This window comes from Halomonas sp., assembly GCF_041689495.1.
GTDB lineage: Bacteria > Pseudomonadota > Gammaproteobacteria > Pseudomonadales > Halomonadaceae > Halomonas.
In genome coordinates, this window is the sequence record NZ_JBDNGD010000196.1 from 22,079 (window position 1) to 41,593 (window position 19,515).

Below are 19,515 nucleotides of genomic sequence, written 5' to 3' on the forward strand. Positions count from 1 at the left end.
GGGGTTACTGTGGTGGGTCGGTCGTGCCTGACCCGGCGGTATCGTCCCACGTGTAGTCGTGGGTGTGTGTATCGAACGGGACGCCATCGAGCGAAACTTGCCCGCCTGCGGTGAGGTCTACGTCGCCGTCTGCATTGAGCGTGATTTGCCCGCTGGCAGAAAGCTCGATGTCGTAGCCGCCGCTGCTGTTCTTGCTGAACGTCAGGCGGGTCGCCTCATCGAGTTGCAGCGCGACCTCGCCCTGCTCCATTGATGCTGGCTGGACGCCTTCGCCTTCTGCCGCCATAACGCCTGTGATGAACCGCTTGCCGTCGCTGAGTTTCACCATTCCGACTTTCTGACCGATGGACGGAACCACCGTGAACGCCGAGAATGGCTTCAGCATTGGCACGTCAGGATATTCGGTGTTGACCCGAATTGCCTGCACGTCACACAGGATGACGCCGTTTTCGTAGCGAGTGCTCGTGATGATGCCGTGTTCCATAACTATGAAAGGTAGCGGGTATTTATAGGGAGGGTATGAGAACGGTTCTCACTATTAAAAGTCTTCGATGGTTAGCCACCCATCGAACACGTCTGCCTCCGTAACGTAGGCGTCTTCCGGGTTGTCCGCGCGTGGGTCGAAGTAGCGAACGAAGCTATCGACCTTGAAGTCTGGGAACATGCCAACGTCAACGTTGACTGTCCAGTCTGACCCGCTCACTTTATGCGTGACACCGCTTACGAGGTAGACTTCATTGTGGATGAAGCTCCCGCACTCCACGGCCTCATCGGGTGGTTCATCGCCAAGCTGCCCCGTGTTCTCATCAACCGAGTCGAAGAACTTGTCGTTGGGGATGAGTCTGAGAGCATCGCCAACACGGAGTGACTTCACGGGTCCAGTGAACTCGCCCGATTTCGATGGGTCCAGTGGCACCGTGCCTTTGTGCTGCTGTTTCATCGCTTCGATGAGCGAAATCTGCGCAACAGCGGAAAGAGAATCGCGCTTCGCTGTGGTGTTTTTGACCTTAAGCATCTGCCCGCGGCTGGAGTCAACGTCTGGCATGTAGGCGACACCTTCAGCACGAACGTCACCAAAGCCGTTCTCGTCGCGTTTGTCGAACCACGAAATGATGTCTTCAGACCCGCCGACTCCGGGTTCATCAATCCAGCTACCTTCGACCACAATTCCGTAGATGGGGTCGCGAGGGTGCCGGATGTTGACTCCTTCTGTCTTGTATCGCCACACGCGATTGTCGTTCGGCGCGGCAATGTGCTGAATTGCGCCCGCTTCGGGAACGCCTACCCAGAGCGTGCGGTTGTTGTCCACCCACGTTTGGATGTTGAACATCCGGTTTAGCTTCCAGATTGCTTTCGCAGGTGAAATCTGGTCGAAGTCCAGTGCGTAGAAGCCATCAACGAGACGCTTCGTTGCGTCTGCTTCTATTTCGTTCTTCTTTATTGGATGAAGCAGCCGATTTCCTGTCGATACGAAGTCGCCAGCGTAGTCGTAAAAAATCGACCCTTGATTTTCCGGGTAGAGTTCTCCGGGCGGAAGCGTTGAGGAACCGAGGAGTTCCGTTGCGCGCTCCTCACCGAGTACACCTTTGCTGATGTTGTCGGTGAACTTGATGTCGTTGATGAGGTTGTTCGTGCGCTTGTCGAACATGTACTCGTAGGCTTCACGAAGCGTTATTCGGTAACGCTGTATGTCTACGATGCCGGAGTCGAGTGATTCCTGTAGGTCGTGAAGCTCGATGTACGTTGCTTGGTCGCCGTACTCCACGAAGTCGGGCTTGAAGTAGAGCGTGCTGATGACATCGCCATCCTGCACGACTTGCACGTGCTGGGCGTAGCGAAGTTGCCCACCGTCGTTACGGGTGTGGGGCTTCATCATCTCGCCTACTTCCGTATCGAACTCGCCGTTCGCATAGTCGTAGGCGTTTCGCTCCATCGAGAGCGTCATTTCCCGTGGCGAGATTTCGAAGGGACCATTGCGGCCTTCTACTTGGGGGAAACGAAACGTCCACTCACCGTTTTCACAGTTCATGATGCGTCGAGTTCTCCCCCACCGCCGCCACTGGTGCTGTTTGTTTCTGCTTCTGCCGTGCTTCCAGTGATTGCCGAGACGATGGTGTTTCGGTCGCCGCTGTACTCATCGCGTCCCGTGCTCACGAGGTCGATGGTGTAGCTGAATTGCCACTCACGGAACATCGGGTCAAACCCGTTCGGGGTCGCGTCAATCTCGACGTTCGTGAGGTAGGCTTCAACACCCCCGGTGGGTGAAATTGGCGAGTACACGTCCACAACTCCCGTGTGGTCCTGAAGTCGCTTCAGGGCCGGGATTTCAGTGGCGAGCGCACGTCCGGCGATGTGAAACTCCACGTTCTTCACGGCCTTGATGGAGATGTCTTCACCGCCGCACTGATTCCCGTTTCGCGTCAGTTCCTTATTTTTTGTCTGCGGGAACCGTTCGGGGTAATACTGAGGGTCGAATGAGTAGACGCCAGCTACGCCTTTGCCGGCGTCCCACTCGATGCCAAACGGAAGTTCTTCTTCCGGGTTGTTGGGGATGTCGAAGTTGTACGTCCCCTGTGGCTCTCCGGTAGTTCCACCGCCGCCGCTTGCTGTGAATCGCATTACTTGGAGGTACCTGTCTTCGAGCCGTTACCGGCGTTTTTGTTCGTCGTAGATGAACTACTGCCATCGTTCACGTCAGGTGGCTTCATCGCCGACGACTGTCCTTCCATCCGCTTGAACTCCGTGCGGATGCGCTGTTCCTGCCCCCCACTCATCGGACCATTGCTCTCGAACTGGTAGTTCGAGTTGTACGTATTCTGGACGGTCATACCGCCGCCGCCGAAGTTGGGACCGCCGCCACCAAGCGAACCGCCGGGGCTGCTCGGAATGTCGGACCCAGCCATCACGCCGCCCGTGACGGCTCCACCGATTACTGTCGCAGCACCGAGGGTAAGAAGACCAACGGCAGCGACGAGTGCCAGTGTTGCAGCAACGGCTCCCCACGTAGAGAGTTCGTAGACTGTGAGCCAGCCAACTGCCATCTGAATGCCTGAAACGAGCATCATGAAGCCGCTGTACATTCCGTAGATGACCAACGCGGCCTTTCCGAGCATGTAGAGCAGCGCTATCATCGTTATCAGGTTGATGACAACGCCCGTGTTCAGTATATCGCTAATCCAAACGAGCATCTTGAACATCGGAGCAAACGCCGCGACGACCGTCGAGACGGCCATCGAGACGTTGTAGATAGCGACCATCACATCCACCAGAACGCCGCCCAGTTGGACGAGCATATTCTGGTTTCGGTAGGCCGATTGGATGAGCCAGTCGAAGAACTCTAAGGCTCCCGACCCGATGAGGCCGCCGAACCGCGACGTAAGCTGCCCGACAACCGACTCGTTTCGCACGAGGATGTTCATGAACTCTTCCGTGCCGCCTGCTAATGCGGACCACGTATCGAAGAGGATGTCAGAGTAGACAACCAGCCCCTTCATGGCGTCAGCTACGCCTGTAAGTTCACTTGGTGCGAAGTCCATGAACTCCGACTGTATTGGCGCGAAGGCTTGTGCAGTCGGGCTGAATACGTCGAAGAGTTCCTGCTTGAAGTCAGCAATCTCCAGCTTTGCTTGCTGGAAGGCTGCACCCATGTTATCTGCATGGCCGATGAGACCAAGACCGATGATGGATGCGCCTGCCACAGCAATCGCACCGAAGGCCGCAGCGACTCCGAGGGCTTGCACCCCGGCTGCAATCAGCAGCGGGATGATGAGGGCGAGAAGCTGCCACCACTTCCGCATGGTGGGCATCATCTTCTTCATCTTGTTCTCGAACGCTTCGAGATATTCCCCGCCGGTAATGTTTCCGCTCTCGTTAAGGTCGAACGAGTCGCGGAGGTTCGCCATCAGGCGGCTTCGCGTAGACCTAATAGCACTAAAGTCGTCTCCTGCTGCACTTGTGCTGGTTCCAGACCAGTCTATTCCGGCCTGAAGCCGCTGCATACGTTTGGAGAATAGCTCTCCGTTCATGCCTCGGGCTGGCGTCTGCGCCTCATCGAGTAGAGGGTCGCGAGTATTTGAGATGAAGCGACCGTCAGAGCCTCTTCGTTGGCCGTCGAAAAGACGCATCTGTTCATCCATGCGGAAGCCCTCTCGGGTTCCATACAGATTGTCGAGCTTCTGGAGGAGGTCTTGGATGGAGTTCTTCTTCGAACCCCCATCGCCTCTGCTGCCGCCACCACCCCCGCCACCGCCTCCGCCACTACCCATTGCTGGAAGACCTTCGAAGCCCATGTCGTCCCATGCGCGAGCAGCATTCTGCATGTGGCGGGAGATGTTCTCGGTGCGCCGTTCTGCGCTTTCAAGCGCATCGACCATATCCTGAATGTCCCCAGTAATGGAGTCGGTGTCCATGTCGCGGAAGTCGCTCCCGATGGACTTCATCAGGATTTCGAGTTCCGCTAACTCGTTAAGGGCGTCTGTAGCATCGAGGTCTACATTGATTGTAACTGGCTGTGCCATTATTGTTCTGGGGGTATGAAGTCGGGGTTCTCGCTCTCGTTGACGTAGCGAACAGTTTCCGACTGCTTGTTAGTGTTTCCGCCGCTTCCACCGGCACGACTGTTCATCGGGGGTTGGGACTGCTGGCCGCCCTGCCCCTGATTCATCATCTCTTCGCGCTGCTCTTGCTTCTGTTTCGACCGGCGAACTCGCTCTGCGTCGATAACTTGGCGCTGAAAGGGAGTCAGTGATAGCTGGGAATCGGACCCACGAAAGCCCATTCCCAATTCCTCGAAGTTTGCGAGAAAGCTATTTGCCGCTCCCGTCTCGGCGAAAGGATTTCGCACTGTCTGCGTCCGAGGAAATCGACAGAACTCGCTCCGCGATGACGAGCGTTTTGCCACCCTGAAGCCCAATGCCTTCGTCGTCGTCTTCTCCAGCGATGCCGAAGATTTCGCGCATCCCTTCCTTGGTTTCACCCTCGGCAATACCCTGCGTGTAGTCGATACCCATGACGGCTGCTTCCGCCATGATGACGACGAACTCACGGTCGAACGCGGATGCGTCGATTTTGCCCGTGTCGGGGTCTTTCTCCTCTTCGAGTGCGTCCTGCGCCTCTTCGGGGTCCATGTCGAGTCGCTGTTCGAGCATGGCTGCGATGGGCAGGAACTCGGGGTCTGTGAGCGGCCTCACGTAGAGGTCGCCAGTCATGCCGTAGTACGTGAAGTCTTCGATGACATCGCGGTACTGGTCGCCTCGAAGCGCCATCTCACGAAGCTTCGAAATGTTCGGCGTGTCGGTCTGTTCGTCGGTCTCTTCGGTGAGTGTTGAATCGGTCATGTGTATGCGTGAAAAGTGAAGGTGGTTAGTGCGCTATTACGCGTCGGGCTGGTCCGTGGTGCGGTCCATCGCAACCCAGTCGAACGCTGTCTCTGTGACTTCCTCCGAGCGAACTTGGTAGGATTCACTCGTAACGAGGACAGTCTGGTAGGTCTCCGGAGCGTTGTTGAGTTCGTGAGTGATGGTGATGGAAACCGGCTCAGGAAGTCCTTGCTCGTCGTACACGAGCTTATAGATTCCCTGTGTCCCGTCTTCGAACAGCCGCGTGAGCGTGCTGCCTTTGAACATCATCGTCCCCGAGTAGGAGATTGCAGTGATGGAGTAGCCGGTTGCCTTCACGCTGGACTCGCGAATCTCGGTGATTTCGATGTCCTTCGTGGTGTCCAGCCGGGAGATGGGAACCTCCTGCGTGGCCGCATCCACGTCGCTCGTGTTGTCGGTGGTTGCCTGCGTTGCACCCCGTGAAACCTGAAGGCTGATGTTTGCCGCCGATTCGATGCGGTCAACGCCGTTGGGCGTGGTGTTGGTAGTTGGCATGAGTTATGTCTCGTGTGTGAAGTCTTTAGGCCGAACCCACGACCACGTTGTTCTCGATGAACCGGAGCGGGTCGGGTGCCACGATGTTCAGTTCCAGACGAGCCTTCGTCGCCGACTCCTCGTACACACGGACGCTGAAGTCTTCGATGAGGTTGGACTCCCGCAGTCCCGTAAGCTGGTATGCGATGAGGTGCTGGAGCGTGTTCCGGATGTGAACCTGATTGAGCCGCCCGATGAAGGGCTGCTCGTTCGCGCGTGCAGTCTCGTACACGTAGTCCAGCACGAGTCGCTTGAAGCCGTAGTCGATGTGCTGCTCGTCGGTGTTGTCGTCTGCGATTGCCGTCTTGTCGTCCTTGATTTCCGCACCCCCAGTACGGTTCTCCAGCGGAACGACGTTCTCATCGATGAGGTCGCCGCGCTGCTGCCGAGTGAGCGACTGCATGAGCAGCTTGTCGCTGTCGAGTTGCTGGCCCACAGCGGTTCGCGTCAGACCGAGTTCTGCGCGCTTGCCCGTGTAGGCTGCGAGAGCAGAGGTGGTGTCCGAGAATCGCGTGGGGTAGACCACCTGTGCTCGCGAAGAGTCGTAGGTGTTCGTGTAGTTCGACGCATCGATGACCGTGGCGTTGGGGGCCACGAACGCGATGGTGTAGTTCTGGTCGTCGGACATCTCCTCTGCGGTTGCGAGAACGTCCTGCTGCACTGCGGAGTTCTCCTGTACCGCTGTGAGGAAGTCGATGGTTTCTGCGACCTCGATGTCCGCCTTGATAGCGTCCAGCGTGGCACTGTAGTCGTACCACGTGTAGTCCACGTCCATCCCAGAGACGCCCGAAGGCGCGGAGGGAACTTCGACCTCGGCATCAACCGGGTTCACGAAGCACTCTCCAGCGGAGGGGCTTTTGCCGCCAACCGACTCGTAAGTGAGGTTGACGTTCAGCGCAGAGCCGCCGAAGTTCACCGTGAAGTCGGCTCCGTTCTCGCTCGCTGGTGCGTTTGCGAGCGAAATGGTCGTGGACGAGTCTGCGCTGTGGTCTTCCGCGACCTCATCCGTTGAGGCCGGCGCAGCCGCATAGACTGGTGCAGCGCCTTCGCGCAGCATGTCCACAATCGCGTGTGTGAGCAGCGAAGTTTCGCCGAAGCGGTCCTTCGCTGTTCGCTCTTGCGTGATTTCGTACACTTGGTCGGGGGTCGCTGCGTTCGTCGCGCTTGCGAGGTCGGCAGGACCAACGATGCAGGCATCAGAGGGAGCGTTCCCAGTCGAAACAATGTTGTTCGCTGAGGTCTCCTCGGTGATGATGCCGGGTTCAGTTTCGTCGCCGTAAGTGTTAACCATGAGTTAGGGTATGATGTCGATGTTGTTCACGAACGAATCGATGGTCGTGTACTGTGAAGCAGGCGTCGTGCTCTCGTTGAACGTTTTCAGCACGATGCTCTGGTTCAGTTCCGTTTCCGTCGATTCGAGGAACTGGTGGTCAATGCCGCTTGAACCACGGAGCATCAAGTCGTTCAGATGCTCGTGGAATGAAAGCGGGTCTTCCCCGACCATGCGGAGCGAGGAACGAAGGTCGTCCAGCAGAGAGTGGGCGGCGACCTCATCGGAGTACCGCACGGTAATCTCTATCCGCATGTCGTAGTAGAAGCGATACCATTGCTTCTCCACGTCGTCGGTGGGGTCTACTTCCTGCCCAGCAAACGCCGTGTTGTGATACGTGTAGTCTGTGATGTCCCAGTCGGAGATGAGCACGACCGGAACTGGTCGCTCGTCTTCCATGCCTGAAACGCGAACTGGCACTGCCATGTCCGCCTTCAGGTGGTTGACCAGCGTTTTGATGGCTGTCTTTGTGTCCATGTTAGAGACCCCTGAGTTCACGATTCACGTTACGGCGAATCGCTTCGTGTGTCACGCCGTAGTAGGACTGAAGGATGGTCTTGCGGGCCTCCTCCGAGAAGTGAATCCCCGGATAGCCCTTGTTGCCAATACTTCGAGCGATAGCGAAGGACACGCGGACTGTCTCAAGCCCGTACTGGTCAATCATCGCCTGTATTGCCGGGTCGTAGTCTGATTCAGCCATCAGTCCCAAGTCACCCGGTAGAATCCGTTGACCCAGTTGGCGTGAAGTCTCTTTCTGATTTCATCGTGGTAGTCTGCCGGGTCTTCGCCGGACTCCGTGATGAAGTCCACCACGAATGAAAGTCGGAGTGACATGGAAGAGTCGCCTTCAACAGTACCGTCGTCGTTGAGACGAGCGGCGAGCGTGTATTCCTCGGTGTCGCTCACCCATTTATACACTTCAACTGTCATCAGGGGACTCTCCAATAATTTCGTCCATCATGTCGCTGTTCGATACTTCATCGGGGTCCCATGAACTCGGGGAGTACATGTCCCATGTGAGTCCCGGCCTGCTCGTACTTCCGCTATCTTCGTCAGTGCCGGGAAGCGGGTCTTGGCTTCTCCGCTCTTCGAGCGATTCCTGAAGCTGTTCACGCATGTTGTCAATGTCGTACTGGAAGAGTTCCTTATCGTTGAACTTGCTTTCTTCGCCGAAGATGTGGTAATACCCCGGCTCATCGGGTGAGAGCAAGTCTCTGAAGTGGAGCTTCCATTCGGAGTTTTCTGGATGAAGGTTCTCCGCGAACTCTACGAACTCCCGACGGGTGTCGAGGTCGCGGAGTTCATCGAAGATTTTCTCCTGTCTATCAAAAATAGCATCTGTGACAGCCTTCATCCGCTCCGGGTCTTTGACAACGTACTCGTTATCTCTGTCTTTACGGAAGAGTTGTTTGAACGGCCTGACCGGGAGAAGCCTCTTTACACGCGTAGACTGAAACTGCATGTTCGGAGGATTGTGACCACCGGAGTCAATTGCCCACGGTTTGTTGTCGCCGTCCAGCAGAACGTTTCCGAGGTGCCGGTCGTCGTTATTGAAGATGTAGTCGAGAACACCAACGCGAGCAGACCATTCGATGTTAGCTTCACCGAACTCTGATGGGGTTAGTTCCGTTTCGTGGCCAAATTTGAAATCGTTATTTACAACGTCACCGATTTCACGACCGTTCTCGATAAACTCCATCAAGTTGCCGGTGGATTGCTCCCCGTTAACGTCGGTGATAGTTCGCTGTCGTGAAACAGGGAATCCGCCATCACCAGTCCAGCCAAGTCGGTCGGCAAACTCGTAGAAAACTTCCTCGTTCTCTACGACACCAGTCACCGAGCTTTCAACATCGTTCGGTTTGAATATCGCCCTGTCTCCCCGTTCGTATGTTGCAAGTTGAATCTTGTCAGAATTTGCACTCCGCTCGAATCCAGCTTCTCGTCCGGTGATTATTTCGGAGATTGTCGCATCCCCGTCAGCAACCGAACTGGTGTCGAGTTGGGTCTTCAGCGGGTCGCCAGTGCCACCGTCTCCGCCGTCGTCCTTGAGACGCCAGCCGCCCTGCACCTTGCTGTGAACCCACTCGATGATGTTCTGAACGGGAGGCTGGCCCCAGCGGGCCTTGTACCCTTCATCAACGACGTAGGCGTGCTCGGAGTAGTTCGTGATACGGCCAGACACGCGGGTCGGTGAGAGGTTATCTACGTCCTTGGACCCCCAGCCGTACTTGTAGACTTCCTTGTGCCACACGCGGCGTGTGGTGTAAATCTGCTGTTGCGCGGCGTCGTGTCCACGGTCGATGAGGTCGCCAGCAGCGTCCTGCATCCCATCGTTGATACCACGACGGATTGCGGTCATGGTCCGCTCGACACCTTCGATTTCGTAGTCGAGTCGGAATTTTCCCATGAGTGCTTAGTTAGTGACGACTTCGCCGTAGATTTCTACGTGAGTTGCGTACCGCGTCGGTGCCTGAAGTTCATACAGCGTTTCGTTGCCGTTCTGGTCCGGGTAACCGATTCGGTCGCTGTCAGAAACAGCTTCGTACTCGTCCAGCGGAAACAGGAACACGGGACTGTCCCGATTGCGGTCACCTGCGTTCTGCTGGACTTCCGTATTGCGGTTCGGGTACGTTCGAAAGCACAAGACCGTCTGGTCAGAGTCGAACGTCCACTCGGTGTTGTTGAACTCGTCCGACCCGTCTGAAGTCCGCGAGTAGAGTGTCGCGAGTTCACCAAATCGTTCAACCTGGGCTACAACCGCCCGTGATTTATAACCCATCCGCGTTGCCCTCCGATGAGCCACGGATACCGTAGTCGCCTTCATCGCCGTAGAGACGGTCTTCTCGACTCACGCCACCGATGCCGTGGCCGAATCCGGATTCCGTGTTTTCGCCGGGTTCAACGCTCTTGAGCGCAGTTCGCGCATTGCGGAACCACGTCGTCACGTCGTCGTTCTCCTTTGCGAGCAGAGATTTCGCGTCTACTGCACCGACTTGAAGCGTCTGTGAATCGAGTTCGCCAGTTGCGACTTTCGAAAACAGACAGGTGAACCAAAAAAGGGCTTCCTCGCGATACTGATTGGCGTACCAATCATCTTCGGACCAGACTTCCTCGATGGCTTTCCGAGTCCGAATATGCCGCTTCGCGATGCTGAGTACCCCGAGAAATTCGCTGTCGTCCAGCGTTCTGGTGGAGTAGCCGGTTTGGATGCGGGCCTCACCGAGTAGCTCATCGTCAGAGGAAGCCATCAGTTAGCGACCTCTACGACTGCGTGATGTTCGTGGCGTTCACGTGGACTGCACGGAGCGGGTCCACGTTCTTCACACCCCAGCGCCCGTAGGCGTTTGCGCCCACGAGGTCGCCGGGCGAGTAGACGGGACCGCCGCCCTCGGAGCCACGCCGGAGGTGGACCGGCGAATCCTCGTAGATTTTGACCGGGGAGCCGTTCTGCGCCTGCGTGACCCAGAACTTGTCGCCAGTCATCCACGGGGACTCGACCAGCCGCACGCCGTCGATGTTCAGTTCGAGGTCTTCGAGCGCCGCCGAGCGCATCCCGGTCGCCATCGGGATGTGGTAGGACGCGTCCCACGTGATTTCGTTGCGGATTTTCCGCTTGAATCCGCTGGAGATGAGCGCCACGAAGGGACCGCTGAACCCGTGGTGGGTCAGTTCGTCCTTCGCGTTCTCGATGTGCTGGTGGGCGTCGTAGGCCGTGTCGTCGGTGCCGTCGTTGTCGAAGAGGTCGTCGGTGTCTTCGAACTTGTGGCTGTGCGTCTGCGAGAAGCTGTACTCGCCGTAGTCGGGTACGTCGTACCAGAGCTGCTGGCCCTGTGCGTAGCCGTCTTCCAGCGCAGACATGATGAGTTCGCGCATCGTGTTGTCCGCACCTTCGAGCATGGTGCGAATCTTCTTCATGACGCGCTCCTCGGTGTGCTTCTCGATGAAGTCCTGCGTCATCCCGACAGAGCGACCGTACTTCTTGTCGCGGATGAAAATTTGATTGTCCACCGCATCGCGGTCCACGGTGCGGGGGTGTTCGCCTTCTGCGAGTTCCTCGAAGTACACGTCGGCGTCCTTCGGGTTGTCGTAGAAGGTCTGCTGGTCCACGACCTCTGCGAACATGTCGCGGAAAGGTCGCTCTGCTTCGTTGTAGATGTCGATGAGACGGCGGGACTTTTCGAGCAGGTCTTCGAGGTCCACACCGTCCTTCGTCGTAACGCGGTGTCGCGGGTTAGGTGCCATGTATGAGTTAAGTCTCTATGTTGAAGTCTTTACGGCGACTTTATACCGTGGTGTAGTCCCAGTCAACGTCGAGCAGGATGCGGTCACCCTGCTCGGTGCCGATGCCTGCATCCTCGTTGGGCGGGATGCACATGCCGACACACTGCACGATGTCCCCGGCATCGGCGGGCTTCGTCTGCGTGAAGCCGCCTCCCTCTGCCAGATACACCGGCTCGCCGTAGTTGAACGAGGTGTCGTCGTCGTTGTTGACCATCTCGATGCCGTTGAACACGAAGGTACCTCGGTCGTCTTTGAGCGTCTTGTTCTCCTGAACAAGCTGCTCTTCGAGGTCTTGGAGGTACGAACCCGTGGGGATGGTCGCGAGGTCGATGACCTGTTCCTGAAGGAGAACGCCGAGAGCGGGGACTGCAACCCCCGTCACGGCGTTTGCCTCCACGAGTTCAGCAACGCCTCCGTTGTCTTGGTAGCCGACGAGCGTGCCCTGCACGTCTTCGCCGACAACCTGAGTGTTCGGGTGGCCCGTCCGGTTGATAGGCCCCTCTGCGCCAGTTGCGATGTTCCAGTCTACCATTGTGAAGTATTACTGCGGGTTGAAGCCGGGCATTCCGCTGAGGTGCTGCTTCGCGAACTCTTCGTCCGCCTTGTCGTCGTCGTGAGTGGGAGAACGCTTGCCCATGTCGTTGAACTCGGGCTTCTCCTCCTCCTTGGCATCGGCCTCTTCGGCCTCAGCGTCGAGGTTGGCGAAATACACGTGGTACTCGCGAACCTTGTTGAAGTCTGCGTCCTTGAGGTCGGCTTCGCTGACGGGCGAACCGTCGAACGAATCGAACTCAGTGATTTCGGAGATGATTTCCGACTTCGCGGAAGCGAAGTCCTGCACCTCTCCGAAGAGGGCGTCGAAGTCTGCATCGTCGCCCAGCATTTCCTGCATCTGTTCCTTTGCGTCGTTGAACTCGGCGACGTTTGCTTCCTGCGCCTTCTCGAAGTCTTCCACGAGACCGACGAGTTCGTCGGAATCGCGGCCTTCGAGGTCGCCATCGTAGTTGACCTGATTGAAGTCCATGTGTGTTGGGTTGTTAGAAGGTGAGTGTCTCGGTGGTCACCGAGAACTCGTCGGTTTCGCTGTCCGTCGCCAAGTTCTCTGAGGCATTGTCCGCGTTCGCCTCGTCATCGAACTCGCCGACTGCGGAGGTGGCTGCCTCGGCGAACGCCGCGGCAACCCCTCCACCGTCGTAGCCGCCGGGGAAATTCACGGCGGAGAACTCGCGGAGCTTACCGTCCACGAGTTCGGGTTCGCCGTCGTCGTTGCGGACGGCTTTGTAGTTCTGTCCGAGTCCGACCGAGCCATTCCGAATGGCTGGCGGCTCGTAGGTATAGCGCGCGATGGCTTCCGAGTGGGTCGGCCCACCCGTGTTCGGTACCCGAACCATCAGCGCCAATTTTTCTGCCTGTTCACTGAACCAGACCGTTTTGACGGTCCCCATGTTGGCGAACGTCTCTTTGGCCCTGTGGTCCAGTAGATGCGGTGGTTCCTGCCGATAGTTCTTGCCGGCTACGCGCCGGAGGAACTTCTTTCGGATGCGGACACCGTTCCGCCTGTCAGGTGGACCGGGTTCCATCGCACCGTAGACGACATCGACTGATTCGAGGTCGCCGTCTTCACCGTAGTTTTCCCGAACGCCATACTCGTTGAATCCGGTGCCAGCCTGCTCTACGAACTCATCGGAATCAAAGTCGAGCGACTTGTCATCCGGGTCCACGGCAGAGGCAGCGAAGTCCAGTTCAGCGTCCAGTTCAAGTTCTTCTGTCATGTTACACGAATTTTGTCAGCTTGTCTGAAATCCACAGTAAGAGTGCTGAAGCGCCCGTTAAGAAACCCCCGAGAATCGTGGAGTTTCGTGAGGCCGTATCCTCAAGCTTGTCGATGTCGTTTGAGTTAAGCTTGATGTCCTCCTCCATTGTGTTCATGCGGGAGTTCATACTCCGCGTTCTCTCATCGATGACTTCGATGCGAGTGCGCGTTTGACGAACATCAGAATGAATTTCGTCCAGTTTTCCGCGCTCTTGGTCGTTCATGTCATCAGGCGTTCTCATCCTCGGTTACTGACTTCCTGTTTCGTCCATTGCTTGAATCTGCGCCTGTGTCTTGCCGTGATGTGACTTCACCACCTGATGACTCCGCACCCCCACCCGTATCGGTCGGTGAGCCACCGTCCGGGTTCTGTATGTTGTCCCCTGAGCCGGCCAGAGCTTGCAGGAGAGCCATTTGTTCCTCGCCGCTTACGTTGTCCCAGATGTCCGGTAGCTCGGAGTCTGGGTCGATTCCTGCGCGTCTCGCGGCTGCGTCAGGCGTGAGCAGCATGTTGTTCATCAGGTTGATGGCAACGTCTGCTTCAAGCCGCTCTTCTGCCGCAGAGTATTCGCCGAACTCGAACGTCGGGATGATGCCCTGTGCTTCGCCCACTTCGAGCGAATTGAACATCAGGGAGCGGAGAATCTGCTCTTCGACCTCCGTCTTCACGATGGTCTGAAGCCTGCGGATACGACGCTTGAATGAAGGCATCGTCGCGACAGCTTCACCCTGACTACCGCCGCCGCCCTCCATGTTCATGAGCAGCGCCGGGACGCCAAGACCGGTGATGATGCGGTCTTGGAAGTGGAGGAAGGTGTCTTCGAGTCGCATCGCGCCCGCAGTGGACGAAGTAGACGTGACACCAACGGTGTCGAAGTCTACGTCATGGCCCGCTGCGAGCATCGAATCCGGCTCAATCGCATCGAGGGTTTCCAGCCAGTTGTCAATCTGGGTGGGCGTCCACTTGTCTTCCTCCGTCCCAAGCTGCCAGAGAATCGGCGGGTACGCTTTCGTCGCAATGAAGCGAGCGTAGTCGATTTCGAGGTCGCGAAGGATGTTCGCAGCCTCAGCAATCGACTCGATGAAGGACCGTCCGAAGTCTTCGGTTGGTTCCTTCTGGAAGTAGAGTTCCGCGACTTCGTGCGGCTCGTACTCCGGGTCGTCTTCGCCGCCACCCGGCGCTTCGAGGATGTATTTGATGACTCGCCCGAACTCATCGGTTTCCCGCTTCATGCGGTCTGATGGAAGCAGACGCGGTTCGAAGCGCCCGTCTTCCACGATGAGTTCCATGAACGCGTGACCGTCCACGATGGCGTAGTAAATCCAGTTGATGAACACTCGCCAGAACGGCGAAGCCTTCATCAGCATTTCGAGTTTCGCGGAAACCGATTTCTGGTACTCCGGTGTCGCAGTTTCACCTAACTGTCCACCGCCGCTGGCGAGCGCGGCGATTTCACCCGTGCCGTCTTGGAGCGCATCTTCGAACGACTGCGGACTGATGTTGAAGCCGTCTCCAGCAATCCAGTCCACGAGCGTCCACACCGCCTCTTTGACGTGAGGGTCGGCGTATGCTATTTCGCGGTGTCGCTGAATTTCACGCTGCGGTGCCGCAACCGAGTTATCAGCGCCAGCGCCCGCGTTCTGTACGTTCTTGATGACCCCCTTCGGTGAATCGGTATAGAAGCCGAGTTCTTGTTCTTCTTCAGAGGGGGAAACGAATTTGCCTTGGTTTTCCATGATTAGTAGCGCCGACGGCTATTGCTGCGGTTATGACGGTTCTGGTAGCGTGTCTGACTGCGCTTCGAGGTTCCCCCTGCGAGTCGAACTACGCCACCGGGGGTCTGAACATCGTCGCCGTAACTACGCCGCTGGGAGTTCTGCACACGAAGTTCACGTGTGCCTTTCTCGCCTTCGGACTTCTGTGGGCCGGCCTCATCGGAATACGACTCGCCCGAGACGTTCTCGCGTGCATGTGCCTCTGTTGAACGATTTGCGTCGAAGTGAGGCGGATATGCACCAAGAACAGTCGCCATTGCGAGGTCGTCTTTTCCATCCTCGGCTTGGTCTTTGCCGCTGAAACGTGGCGTTTGGTCCTTGTACGACTGCTGCTTCACGATTGCGCACAACTGGTCGAATAAGTCTTCGTCGGGGACCAGATGGACGAGATTCTTGTGGAACCCGTAGTTCAGGTCGCCCCACATGCGCTCCAACTCCTTTTTGTCCGAGAAGTTGAAGCCCTGCGCTCGATTCCCGAGTCGCTGTTGAATCGACTTCTGGAACCCCTTGCCGGGACCAGTCATGTCGATGAACACTTTGTCCACGCCCATGTTCTCCGCCAGCCGGTAGACGTAGTTCGCCACCGACTCGGGGTTGGCCGTGTCTTCGGGGTAGACATCGAGCGCACGCAGGTCAGAACGGTCGAGGAGCGTGTGGAAGCGAAGGTACCGCTCCTCGCCCACGTGCTCGAAGACTGTGATAGCAGTGTCGTCAGCGCCGTCTGTGCCGATGTCAACGCCCATTGACATCATGCCGCCGCAGCGAGCGTGCGTTGCTGGGTGCCAGTAGTGTTTCTGACCCGTTGGCCGGCCACCGTTCGATGTGCCGAGTTCGTAGTTCTCGGGCATCGCAGCGCCGCGCCTCATAGCGTCTCCAACCTTCTGTTTCGACAAGAATCGGTATTCGTCGGAAACAGGCTGGCACAGGTACTCCTGTGCAAAACCTTGCGGGTCTTGCGCCCGTTCGACCTCGACGGCCTGCACGTTCATGTCTGGACGCACAGGGACCGCATCTTGGTCGAAAAGCGACTTCGTAGGGTCGATTTCCTCTGGATTCTTGAACGAGGGCTGTTTTATCGAAATAACGCCGTCTTTGCCCTGTTCAGTCCCGTTCCGGTGGGTTTGGAGGAATGTGTCGTTCGCAACACGCGGAGTGCTCACTTGGAGCATTTGCGCGTCTCCGAGGTTGATGAACGGCATGAAAGCCCGCATTGTCGCCTTCTGGTCGTCCAAGAAGGCCATTTCGTCCACGAAAACGACTTTCGCGGAGTCAAAACCACGCGCACCGTCTGGTTCCCCCGTGAAGGCTTTGATATTCGCCCCATTCGGGAACTCCAGTTCACCGTTGTTGTTCGTCGGTAAATCGGCGTCGAGGTCGGTGAAACCGAGCTTTGATTCGCTCAGAAGGTCCGCGATGTCCGAAATTCGGGCCTCAGACTGTGCTTTCGTCCGTGAAACGATAGCGTAGTTGGTCCCGCCGTGTGCGAGCGCGTCAATTGCGATACACACGCAGAAAATGAACGAAACGCCGATACGTCGGCCCTTGTAGACGTTAGTCAGCCGTGAATCGCCGTAGAAGTAGGCGTGCATCAGCTTCGGCTGGTATGGATAGAACAGCCGAAGCGGCTCTATCTTGTGTGTCTCCTGTGAGCGCACACGGAAGATGTCTTCTGCGATTTTCTCCGGGTGGCCTGTCCACCGTTCGAGAATCGCTTCAGCATCCTCGATGTCAGCTCCGTGTTCAGCGAAGCGTTCAGCGAGGTCTCCTAATCCATCCATGTTAATCTATGAGGTCTCCGTATGAGCCGACTTCAGCCCACATCCAGCAAGAATCGTTCTCGGACTTCCACTCGATGAGGAGGCCCGCAGGTTCGTCATCAACATCGGTCACTTCGATGATGTTAATGCCTCCGCCATCCGTAGGCAGCGGTGCTACATCTCCGGCTTCTGCGGTCGAAAGACGAACAGGCGTGAGGCCGTCGCGGTCGTCAATCATACGCGCAGACCTCCGATGAGGCGGCCCGCCTCAGCGACAGACATCCGCCACGACGTGCTGGGGCGTGAACTCCAGCCGATAAACGTAGTCGTCGTCTTCGAGAATTTCCTTTCCGAGCGAAGCCGGAATGTCCGTCTCGAATTGTTCGATGTCTCTGCCGCACGAACAGGTCTCGCAGCAGTCGTCCACGAGCATGCCTTGGCTCAAGCCAAGAACGTAGGCCATGCCAACTGCTTCATCGAAGACATCCATGTCGGTTACGCTGAAGCTGAGTTCAGTGTCAACCATCGAAGTTCATCTCCTCGATGTCCTGCGATTCTGCGTCAGGGTTTTTCTTCAGTTTTCCGTCGTCGGTGATGGAGAACTCAGATTCAGTCTCTTCGTCGTCCGGTTCTGGTGTGAGGTCTTTCATTTTGCGAGTAGCAGCAGCAATTCCCGGTCAGTGCTGTGATTCCGCGCCGGAACCGCAACCCTGTCCGTGAGAACATTCCTCGTCGGGATGAACTCGTAGTGAAGGCCGTCGATGTGGCCGACGAGCGGGTCGCCGATGGTCTGAACTAAGCTGTCGTAGAGGGTTTCATCCATCAACGCGTACTCGCCCTCGTGCGTGTCTACCGTGACACCGCCCGCGAGCCAGTATCCGCTCGAAAAAGATTCAAGTTGCATCGTCGTCGGCCTCATCGGAGAACTGCTCGGGGTCGTACTCCGTGTCTCCAGACAGGGCCTCCTGCACCATCTCGCCGACCGCATCGTGAACGTTTGCTTGTGACTCCAGCGCGTCCATCTCACCGCGAGACTTCGGCGTGAGGTTCAGTTCCTTCATCTGGTCCCGCAAGTCCTTGCGGAGCAGGCGAAGGTCTTCGGTGAGGGTGGATGGAACGGGGAACTCGCCCACGACAACACCATCGTCGTCGTGAACTTCACGGTACTCAATCTCAGAGCTACCGGCGTTGCCCTCAGCTTCGTTCTCCTCCTTCACGTGCTCGAAGTACTCCTCCGAGCGAAGTGAGCGAACCCGGTCGTAGGCGAACTGCTCAAGCAGGTCGTAGCGGGCGGGGTCTTCCTCCTTCTCAGGCCATCCGTAGATGTCCGCCCACGACATCACGTAGTTGAACATCTGTGCGTCGGCTTCGGAGAAATCCTCGGCCAGCCGCCAATCTTCTGCGTACATTCCGTGTGTAATCCTCGCTAATCCGGGTTCGAGCAGGTTTTCGGGTCTTCCTTCAGAGTGTAATCCTCTGTCGCGGAAGTGATAGCGGCACGTCGGCGTGTAGACGCGCTCGTCGTAGGCGTCGTACTCGTCGTCGTACTTCTCCGCCCACTCCTCTGGCGTGTACTTCGAGACACGCTGCGTGCAGTAACGCTGCGGGCCGTCGTAGTCATCGGGTTGCTTCCCGATTTTGTCCAAACAGAACATCGTCTCGAACTCGATGCCGTGACGAGAGTGCGTTTTACCGCCTTCGTGCTGTTCGCGTAGCTCGGGGATTTCCTCGGCGGTTATACCCGTGAGTTCTGTGGACGACATTAGTGTTGTAGTTACGCGTCAGTACAGACGCGTGCCGTAATCCGATGAGGCCGCCGCCCCAACGCGCCGTGGGTGCACTGACTGCGCGCTACCACTACGCGTTGGAGACTACCGTGTAGGAATCATACTGCTCGTGTGTTACCACCCTCGGTTACTACCTCGGGGGAGTCGGTGTACTCCTATGAAAGGTAGCGGGTATATATAGGGATGGGGGGTATTCATATACTCAACCCCGTATCGGCGAAATTCAGGGGGTGAAATCGGGCGCTTCAGGTCGAAAATGCGCCGATTTGCCCTCGATTTTCCTCTCGCGCGCGCTCACCGGCAAAATTGCTCGAAAAATCACTCACAGAAATTTTCGGACTTCATTTAGCGCGCATACCGGGGGGTTTTTGCCCTGAAGTCGTGTATTTCGGGTGTTCACCCCGGTTTCACCAAAAAGGCCGAAAATCAGGCGATTTCGGGGTTCACGTCGCGGTGCAACTTACTAACTAACACTGCGCGCGCCCGCCCGCCCGTGTGCCAACCCGCGCGGCATGCGCATAATGCGCGCGGTAGGCGCGCCTTGGCAGCAGGGGGGACCCCCCACCCTCTGCCCCCCGAAATCGGGGGTTTCAGGGCTTGGTGAAGTCGCCCGGTATGGACATGCCAATATCGGGTTTCGCATGAAGTGGTGAAGTTCGGGGGGAATCTTGCCTCTCTGGCCCTTCTCTGGGGCATTTCGCTCTCTCTGGCTGGCCCGCAGTGAAATCGCGATTCTCCACTCTCAAGCCTCAACTCTGGAGAATACACCCGATGAGGCTGCCGCCAGCCTCGCTCCGCTCTCGCGCTACGCCTGTGCGTTTCGCGCGCAAGCCGTGCCCGTGCGCGGTGACTTATGCGA

25 protein-coding genes are annotated in these 19,515 nt (G+C 57.3%); all 25 read right to left on the reverse strand.

All coding sequences use genetic code 11. The features are described 5' to 3' along the window. Nucleotides 1-4: 4 nt before the first annotated feature. On the reverse strand, nucleotides 5-484 hold the full coding sequence (locus tag ACESMD_RS06915; protein WP_372611603.1) for a hypothetical protein: 480 nt from the start codon (nucleotides 482-484) through the stop codon (nucleotides 5-7). Nucleotides 485-538: 54 nt separating this feature from the next. Further along, complete coding sequence (locus ACESMD_RS06920; RefSeq protein WP_372611605.1) at nucleotides 539-2,029, reverse strand: hypothetical protein; 1,491 nt, start codon at nucleotides 2,027-2,029, stop codon at nucleotides 539-541. Next, nucleotides 2,026-2,619 (reverse strand): hypothetical protein, encoded by a 594-nt coding sequence (locus ACESMD_RS06925; protein ID WP_372611607.1) that lies wholly within the window; start codon nucleotides 2,617-2,619, stop codon nucleotides 2,026-2,028. The genes ACESMD_RS06920 and ACESMD_RS06925 overlap by 4 nt, the downstream gene beginning before the upstream one ends. Further along, nucleotides 2,619-4,517, reverse strand: a complete 1,899-nt coding sequence (locus ACESMD_RS06930) for a hypothetical protein (RefSeq protein ID WP_372611609.1) — start codon at nucleotides 4,515-4,517, stop codon at nucleotides 2,619-2,621. The genes ACESMD_RS06925 and ACESMD_RS06930 overlap by 1 nt, the downstream gene beginning before the upstream one ends. 288 nt (nucleotides 4,518-4,805) lie before the next feature. Continuing rightward, the gene (locus ACESMD_RS06935; RefSeq protein WP_372611611.1) at nucleotides 4,806-5,336 is read right to left on the reverse strand and encodes a hypothetical protein; all 531 of its coding nucleotides are present in this window, start codon (nucleotides 5,334-5,336) and stop codon (nucleotides 4,806-4,808) included. Nucleotides 5,337-5,372: 36 nt separating this feature from the next. Continuing rightward, nucleotides 5,373-5,873, reverse strand: a complete 501-nt coding sequence (locus ACESMD_RS06940) for a hypothetical protein (RefSeq protein ID WP_372611613.1) — start codon at nucleotides 5,871-5,873, stop codon at nucleotides 5,373-5,375. A 25-nt stretch (nucleotides 5,874-5,898) separates the two neighbouring features. Continuing rightward, nucleotides 5,899-7,203 (reverse strand): hypothetical protein, encoded by a 1,305-nt coding sequence (locus ACESMD_RS06945; RefSeq protein WP_372611615.1) that lies wholly within the window; start codon nucleotides 7,201-7,203, stop codon nucleotides 5,899-5,901. Between the two features lie 3 nt (nucleotides 7,204-7,206). After that, nucleotides 7,207-7,719: a hypothetical protein gene (locus ACESMD_RS06950; RefSeq protein ID WP_372611617.1), complete on the reverse strand. Its 513-nt coding sequence runs from the start codon at nucleotides 7,717-7,719 to the stop codon at nucleotides 7,207-7,209. A gap of 1 nt (nucleotide 7,720) precedes the next feature. After that, on the reverse strand, nucleotides 7,721-7,942 hold the full coding sequence (locus ACESMD_RS06955) for a hypothetical protein (protein ID WP_372611619.1): 222 nt from the start codon (nucleotides 7,940-7,942) through the stop codon (nucleotides 7,721-7,723). After that, nucleotides 7,942-8,172, reverse strand: coding sequence for a hypothetical protein (locus ACESMD_RS06960; RefSeq protein WP_372611621.1), 231 nt, complete (start codon nucleotides 8,170-8,172; stop codon nucleotides 7,942-7,944). Before ACESMD_RS06960 ends, ACESMD_RS06955 begins: the two co-directional genes overlap by 1 nt. Beyond that, on the reverse strand, nucleotides 8,162-9,601 hold the full coding sequence (locus ACESMD_RS06965; RefSeq protein WP_372611623.1) for a hypothetical protein: 1,440 nt from the start codon (nucleotides 9,599-9,601) through the stop codon (nucleotides 8,162-8,164). The genes ACESMD_RS06960 and ACESMD_RS06965 overlap by 11 nt, the downstream gene beginning before the upstream one ends. 54 nt (nucleotides 9,602-9,655) lie before the next feature. Then, nucleotides 9,656-10,021, reverse strand: coding sequence for a hypothetical protein (locus tag ACESMD_RS06970; protein ID WP_372611625.1), 366 nt, complete (start codon nucleotides 10,019-10,021; stop codon nucleotides 9,656-9,658). After that, nucleotides 10,011-10,490, reverse strand: a complete 480-nt coding sequence (locus tag ACESMD_RS06975; RefSeq protein ID WP_372611627.1) for a hypothetical protein — start codon at nucleotides 10,488-10,490, stop codon at nucleotides 10,011-10,013. The genes ACESMD_RS06970 and ACESMD_RS06975 overlap by 11 nt, the downstream gene beginning before the upstream one ends. A gap of 13 nt (nucleotides 10,491-10,503) precedes the next feature. Continuing rightward, on the reverse strand, nucleotides 10,504-11,442 hold the full coding sequence (locus tag ACESMD_RS06980; RefSeq protein ID WP_372611629.1) for a hypothetical protein: 939 nt from the start codon (nucleotides 11,440-11,442) through the stop codon (nucleotides 10,504-10,506). A gap of 82 nt (nucleotides 11,443-11,524) precedes the next feature. Beyond that, a complete protein-coding gene (locus ACESMD_RS06985) occupies nucleotides 11,525-12,055 on the reverse strand; it encodes a hypothetical protein (RefSeq protein ID WP_372611631.1) in 531 nt (176 codons plus the stop codon). Nucleotides 12,056-12,064: 9 nt separating this feature from the next. After that, the gene (locus ACESMD_RS06990; protein ID WP_372611633.1) at nucleotides 12,065-12,547 is read right to left on the reverse strand and encodes a hypothetical protein; all 483 of its coding nucleotides are present in this window, start codon (nucleotides 12,545-12,547) and stop codon (nucleotides 12,065-12,067) included. Nucleotides 12,548-12,560: 13 nt separating this feature from the next. Then, the gene (locus ACESMD_RS06995; protein ID WP_372611635.1) at nucleotides 12,561-13,295 is read right to left on the reverse strand and encodes a hypothetical protein; all 735 of its coding nucleotides are present in this window, start codon (nucleotides 13,293-13,295) and stop codon (nucleotides 12,561-12,563) included. A 1-nt stretch (nucleotide 13,296) separates the two neighbouring features. Further along, nucleotides 13,297-13,560 (reverse strand): hypothetical protein, encoded by a 264-nt coding sequence (locus tag ACESMD_RS07000; RefSeq protein ID WP_372611637.1) that lies wholly within the window; start codon nucleotides 13,558-13,560, stop codon nucleotides 13,297-13,299. Between the two features lie 4 nt (nucleotides 13,561-13,564). Further along, the gene (locus ACESMD_RS07005) at nucleotides 13,565-15,073 is read right to left on the reverse strand and encodes a hypothetical protein (RefSeq protein ID WP_372611639.1); all 1,509 of its coding nucleotides are present in this window, start codon (nucleotides 15,071-15,073) and stop codon (nucleotides 13,565-13,567) included. 2 nt (nucleotides 15,074-15,075) lie between these two features. Further along, a complete protein-coding gene (locus tag ACESMD_RS07010) occupies nucleotides 15,076-16,890 on the reverse strand; it encodes a terminase large subunit domain-containing protein (protein WP_372611640.1) in 1,815 nt (604 codons plus the stop codon). A gap of 1 nt (nucleotide 16,891) precedes the next feature. Then, nucleotides 16,892-17,107, reverse strand: a complete 216-nt coding sequence (locus ACESMD_RS07015) for a hypothetical protein (protein WP_372611641.1) — start codon at nucleotides 17,105-17,107, stop codon at nucleotides 16,892-16,894. 30 nt (nucleotides 17,108-17,137) lie between these two features. Continuing rightward, the gene (locus tag ACESMD_RS07020) at nucleotides 17,138-17,395 is read right to left on the reverse strand and encodes a hypothetical protein (protein ID WP_372611643.1); all 258 of its coding nucleotides are present in this window, start codon (nucleotides 17,393-17,395) and stop codon (nucleotides 17,138-17,140) included. Then, the gene (locus tag ACESMD_RS07025; protein ID WP_372611645.1) at nucleotides 17,388-17,519 is read right to left on the reverse strand and encodes a hypothetical protein; all 132 of its coding nucleotides are present in this window, start codon (nucleotides 17,517-17,519) and stop codon (nucleotides 17,388-17,390) included. The genes ACESMD_RS07020 and ACESMD_RS07025 overlap by 8 nt, the downstream gene beginning before the upstream one ends. Continuing rightward, a complete protein-coding gene (locus tag ACESMD_RS07030; protein ID WP_372611647.1) occupies nucleotides 17,516-17,773 on the reverse strand; it encodes a hypothetical protein in 258 nt (85 codons plus the stop codon). Before ACESMD_RS07030 ends, ACESMD_RS07025 begins: the two co-directional genes overlap by 4 nt. Then, a complete protein-coding gene (locus ACESMD_RS07035) occupies nucleotides 17,763-18,632 on the reverse strand; it encodes a hypothetical protein (protein WP_372611649.1) in 870 nt (289 codons plus the stop codon). Before ACESMD_RS07035 ends, ACESMD_RS07030 begins: the two co-directional genes overlap by 11 nt. Nucleotides 18,633-19,515: the final 883 nt, after the last annotated feature.

What these genes read in the sequence shown, in the direction of transcription:
- ACESMD_RS06915 (WP_372611603.1), bottom strand. Translation starts at nt 484, where the DNA reads ATGGAACACGGCATCATCACGAGCACTCGCTACGAAAACGGCGTCATC.
- ACESMD_RS06920 (WP_372611605.1), bottom strand. Translation starts at nt 2,029, where the DNA reads ATGAACTGTGAAAACGGTGAGTGGACGTTTCGTTTCCCCCAAGTAGAA.
- ACESMD_RS06925 (WP_372611607.1), bottom strand. Translation starts at nt 2,619, where the DNA reads ATGCGATTCACAGCAAGCGGCGGCGGTGGAACTACCGGAGAGCCACAG.
- ACESMD_RS06930 (WP_372611609.1), bottom strand. Translation starts at nt 4,517, where the DNA reads ATGGCACAGCCAGTTACAATCAATGTAGACCTCGATGCTACAGACGCC.
- ACESMD_RS06935 (WP_372611611.1), bottom strand. Translation starts at nt 5,336, where the DNA reads ATGACCGATTCAACACTCACCGAAGAGACCGACGAACAGACCGACACG.
- ACESMD_RS06940 (WP_372611613.1), bottom strand. Translation starts at nt 5,873, where the DNA reads ATGCCAACTACCAACACCACGCCCAACGGCGTTGACCGCATCGAATCG.
- ACESMD_RS06945 (WP_372611615.1), bottom strand. Translation starts at nt 7,203, where the DNA reads ATGGTTAACACTTACGGCGACGAAACTGAACCCGGCATCATCACCGAG.
- ACESMD_RS06950 (WP_372611617.1), bottom strand. Translation starts at nt 7,719, where the DNA reads ATGGACACAAAGACAGCCATCAAAACGCTGGTCAACCACCTGAAGGCG.
- ACESMD_RS06955 (WP_372611619.1), bottom strand. Translation starts at nt 7,942, where the DNA reads ATGGCTGAATCAGACTACGACCCGGCAATACAGGCGATGATTGACCAG.
- ACESMD_RS06960 (WP_372611621.1), bottom strand. Translation starts at nt 8,172, where the DNA reads ATGACAGTTGAAGTGTATAAATGGGTGAGCGACACCGAGGAATACACG.
- ACESMD_RS06965 (WP_372611623.1), bottom strand. Translation starts at nt 9,601, where the DNA reads ATGACCGCAATCCGTCGTGGTATCAACGATGGGATGCAGGACGCTGCT.
- ACESMD_RS06970 (WP_372611625.1), bottom strand. Translation starts at nt 10,021, where the DNA reads ATGGGTTATAAATCACGGGCGGTTGTAGCCCAGGTTGAACGATTTGGT.
- ACESMD_RS06975 (WP_372611627.1), bottom strand. Translation starts at nt 10,490, where the DNA reads ATGGCTTCCTCTGACGATGAGCTACTCGGTGAGGCCCGCATCCAAACC.
- ACESMD_RS06985 (WP_372611631.1), bottom strand. Translation starts at nt 12,055, where the DNA reads ATGGTAGACTGGAACATCGCAACTGGCGCAGAGGGGCCTATCAACCGG.
- ACESMD_RS06990 (WP_372611633.1), bottom strand. Translation starts at nt 12,547, where the DNA reads ATGGACTTCAATCAGGTCAACTACGATGGCGACCTCGAAGGCCGCGAT.
- ACESMD_RS06995 (WP_372611635.1), bottom strand. Translation starts at nt 13,295, where the DNA reads ATGACAGAAGAACTTGAACTGGACGCTGAACTGGACTTCGCTGCCTCT.
- ACESMD_RS07000 (WP_372611637.1), bottom strand. Translation starts at nt 13,560, where the DNA reads ATGAACGACCAAGAGCGCGGAAAACTGGACGAAATTCATTCTGATGTT.
- ACESMD_RS07005 (WP_372611639.1), bottom strand. Translation starts at nt 15,073, where the DNA reads ATGGAAAACCAAGGCAAATTCGTTTCCCCCTCTGAAGAAGAACAAGAA.
- ACESMD_RS07010 (WP_372611640.1), bottom strand. Translation starts at nt 16,890, where the DNA reads ATGGATGGATTAGGAGACCTCGCTGAACGCTTCGCTGAACACGGAGCT.
- ACESMD_RS07015 (WP_372611641.1), bottom strand. Translation starts at nt 17,107, where the DNA reads ATGATTGACGACCGCGACGGCCTCACGCCTGTTCGTCTTTCGACCGCA.
- ACESMD_RS07020 (WP_372611643.1), bottom strand. Translation starts at nt 17,395, where the DNA reads ATGGTTGACACTGAACTCAGCTTCAGCGTAACCGACATGGATGTCTTC.
- ACESMD_RS07025 (WP_372611645.1), bottom strand. Translation starts at nt 17,519, where the DNA reads ATGAAAGACCTCACACCAGAACCGGACGACGAAGAGACTGAATCTGAG.
- ACESMD_RS07030 (WP_372611647.1), bottom strand. Translation starts at nt 17,773, where the DNA reads ATGCAACTTGAATCTTTTTCGAGCGGATACTGGCTCGCGGGCGGTGTC.
- ACESMD_RS07035 (WP_372611649.1), bottom strand. Translation starts at nt 18,632, where the DNA reads ATGTCGTCCACAGAACTCACGGGTATAACCGCCGAGGAAATCCCCGAG.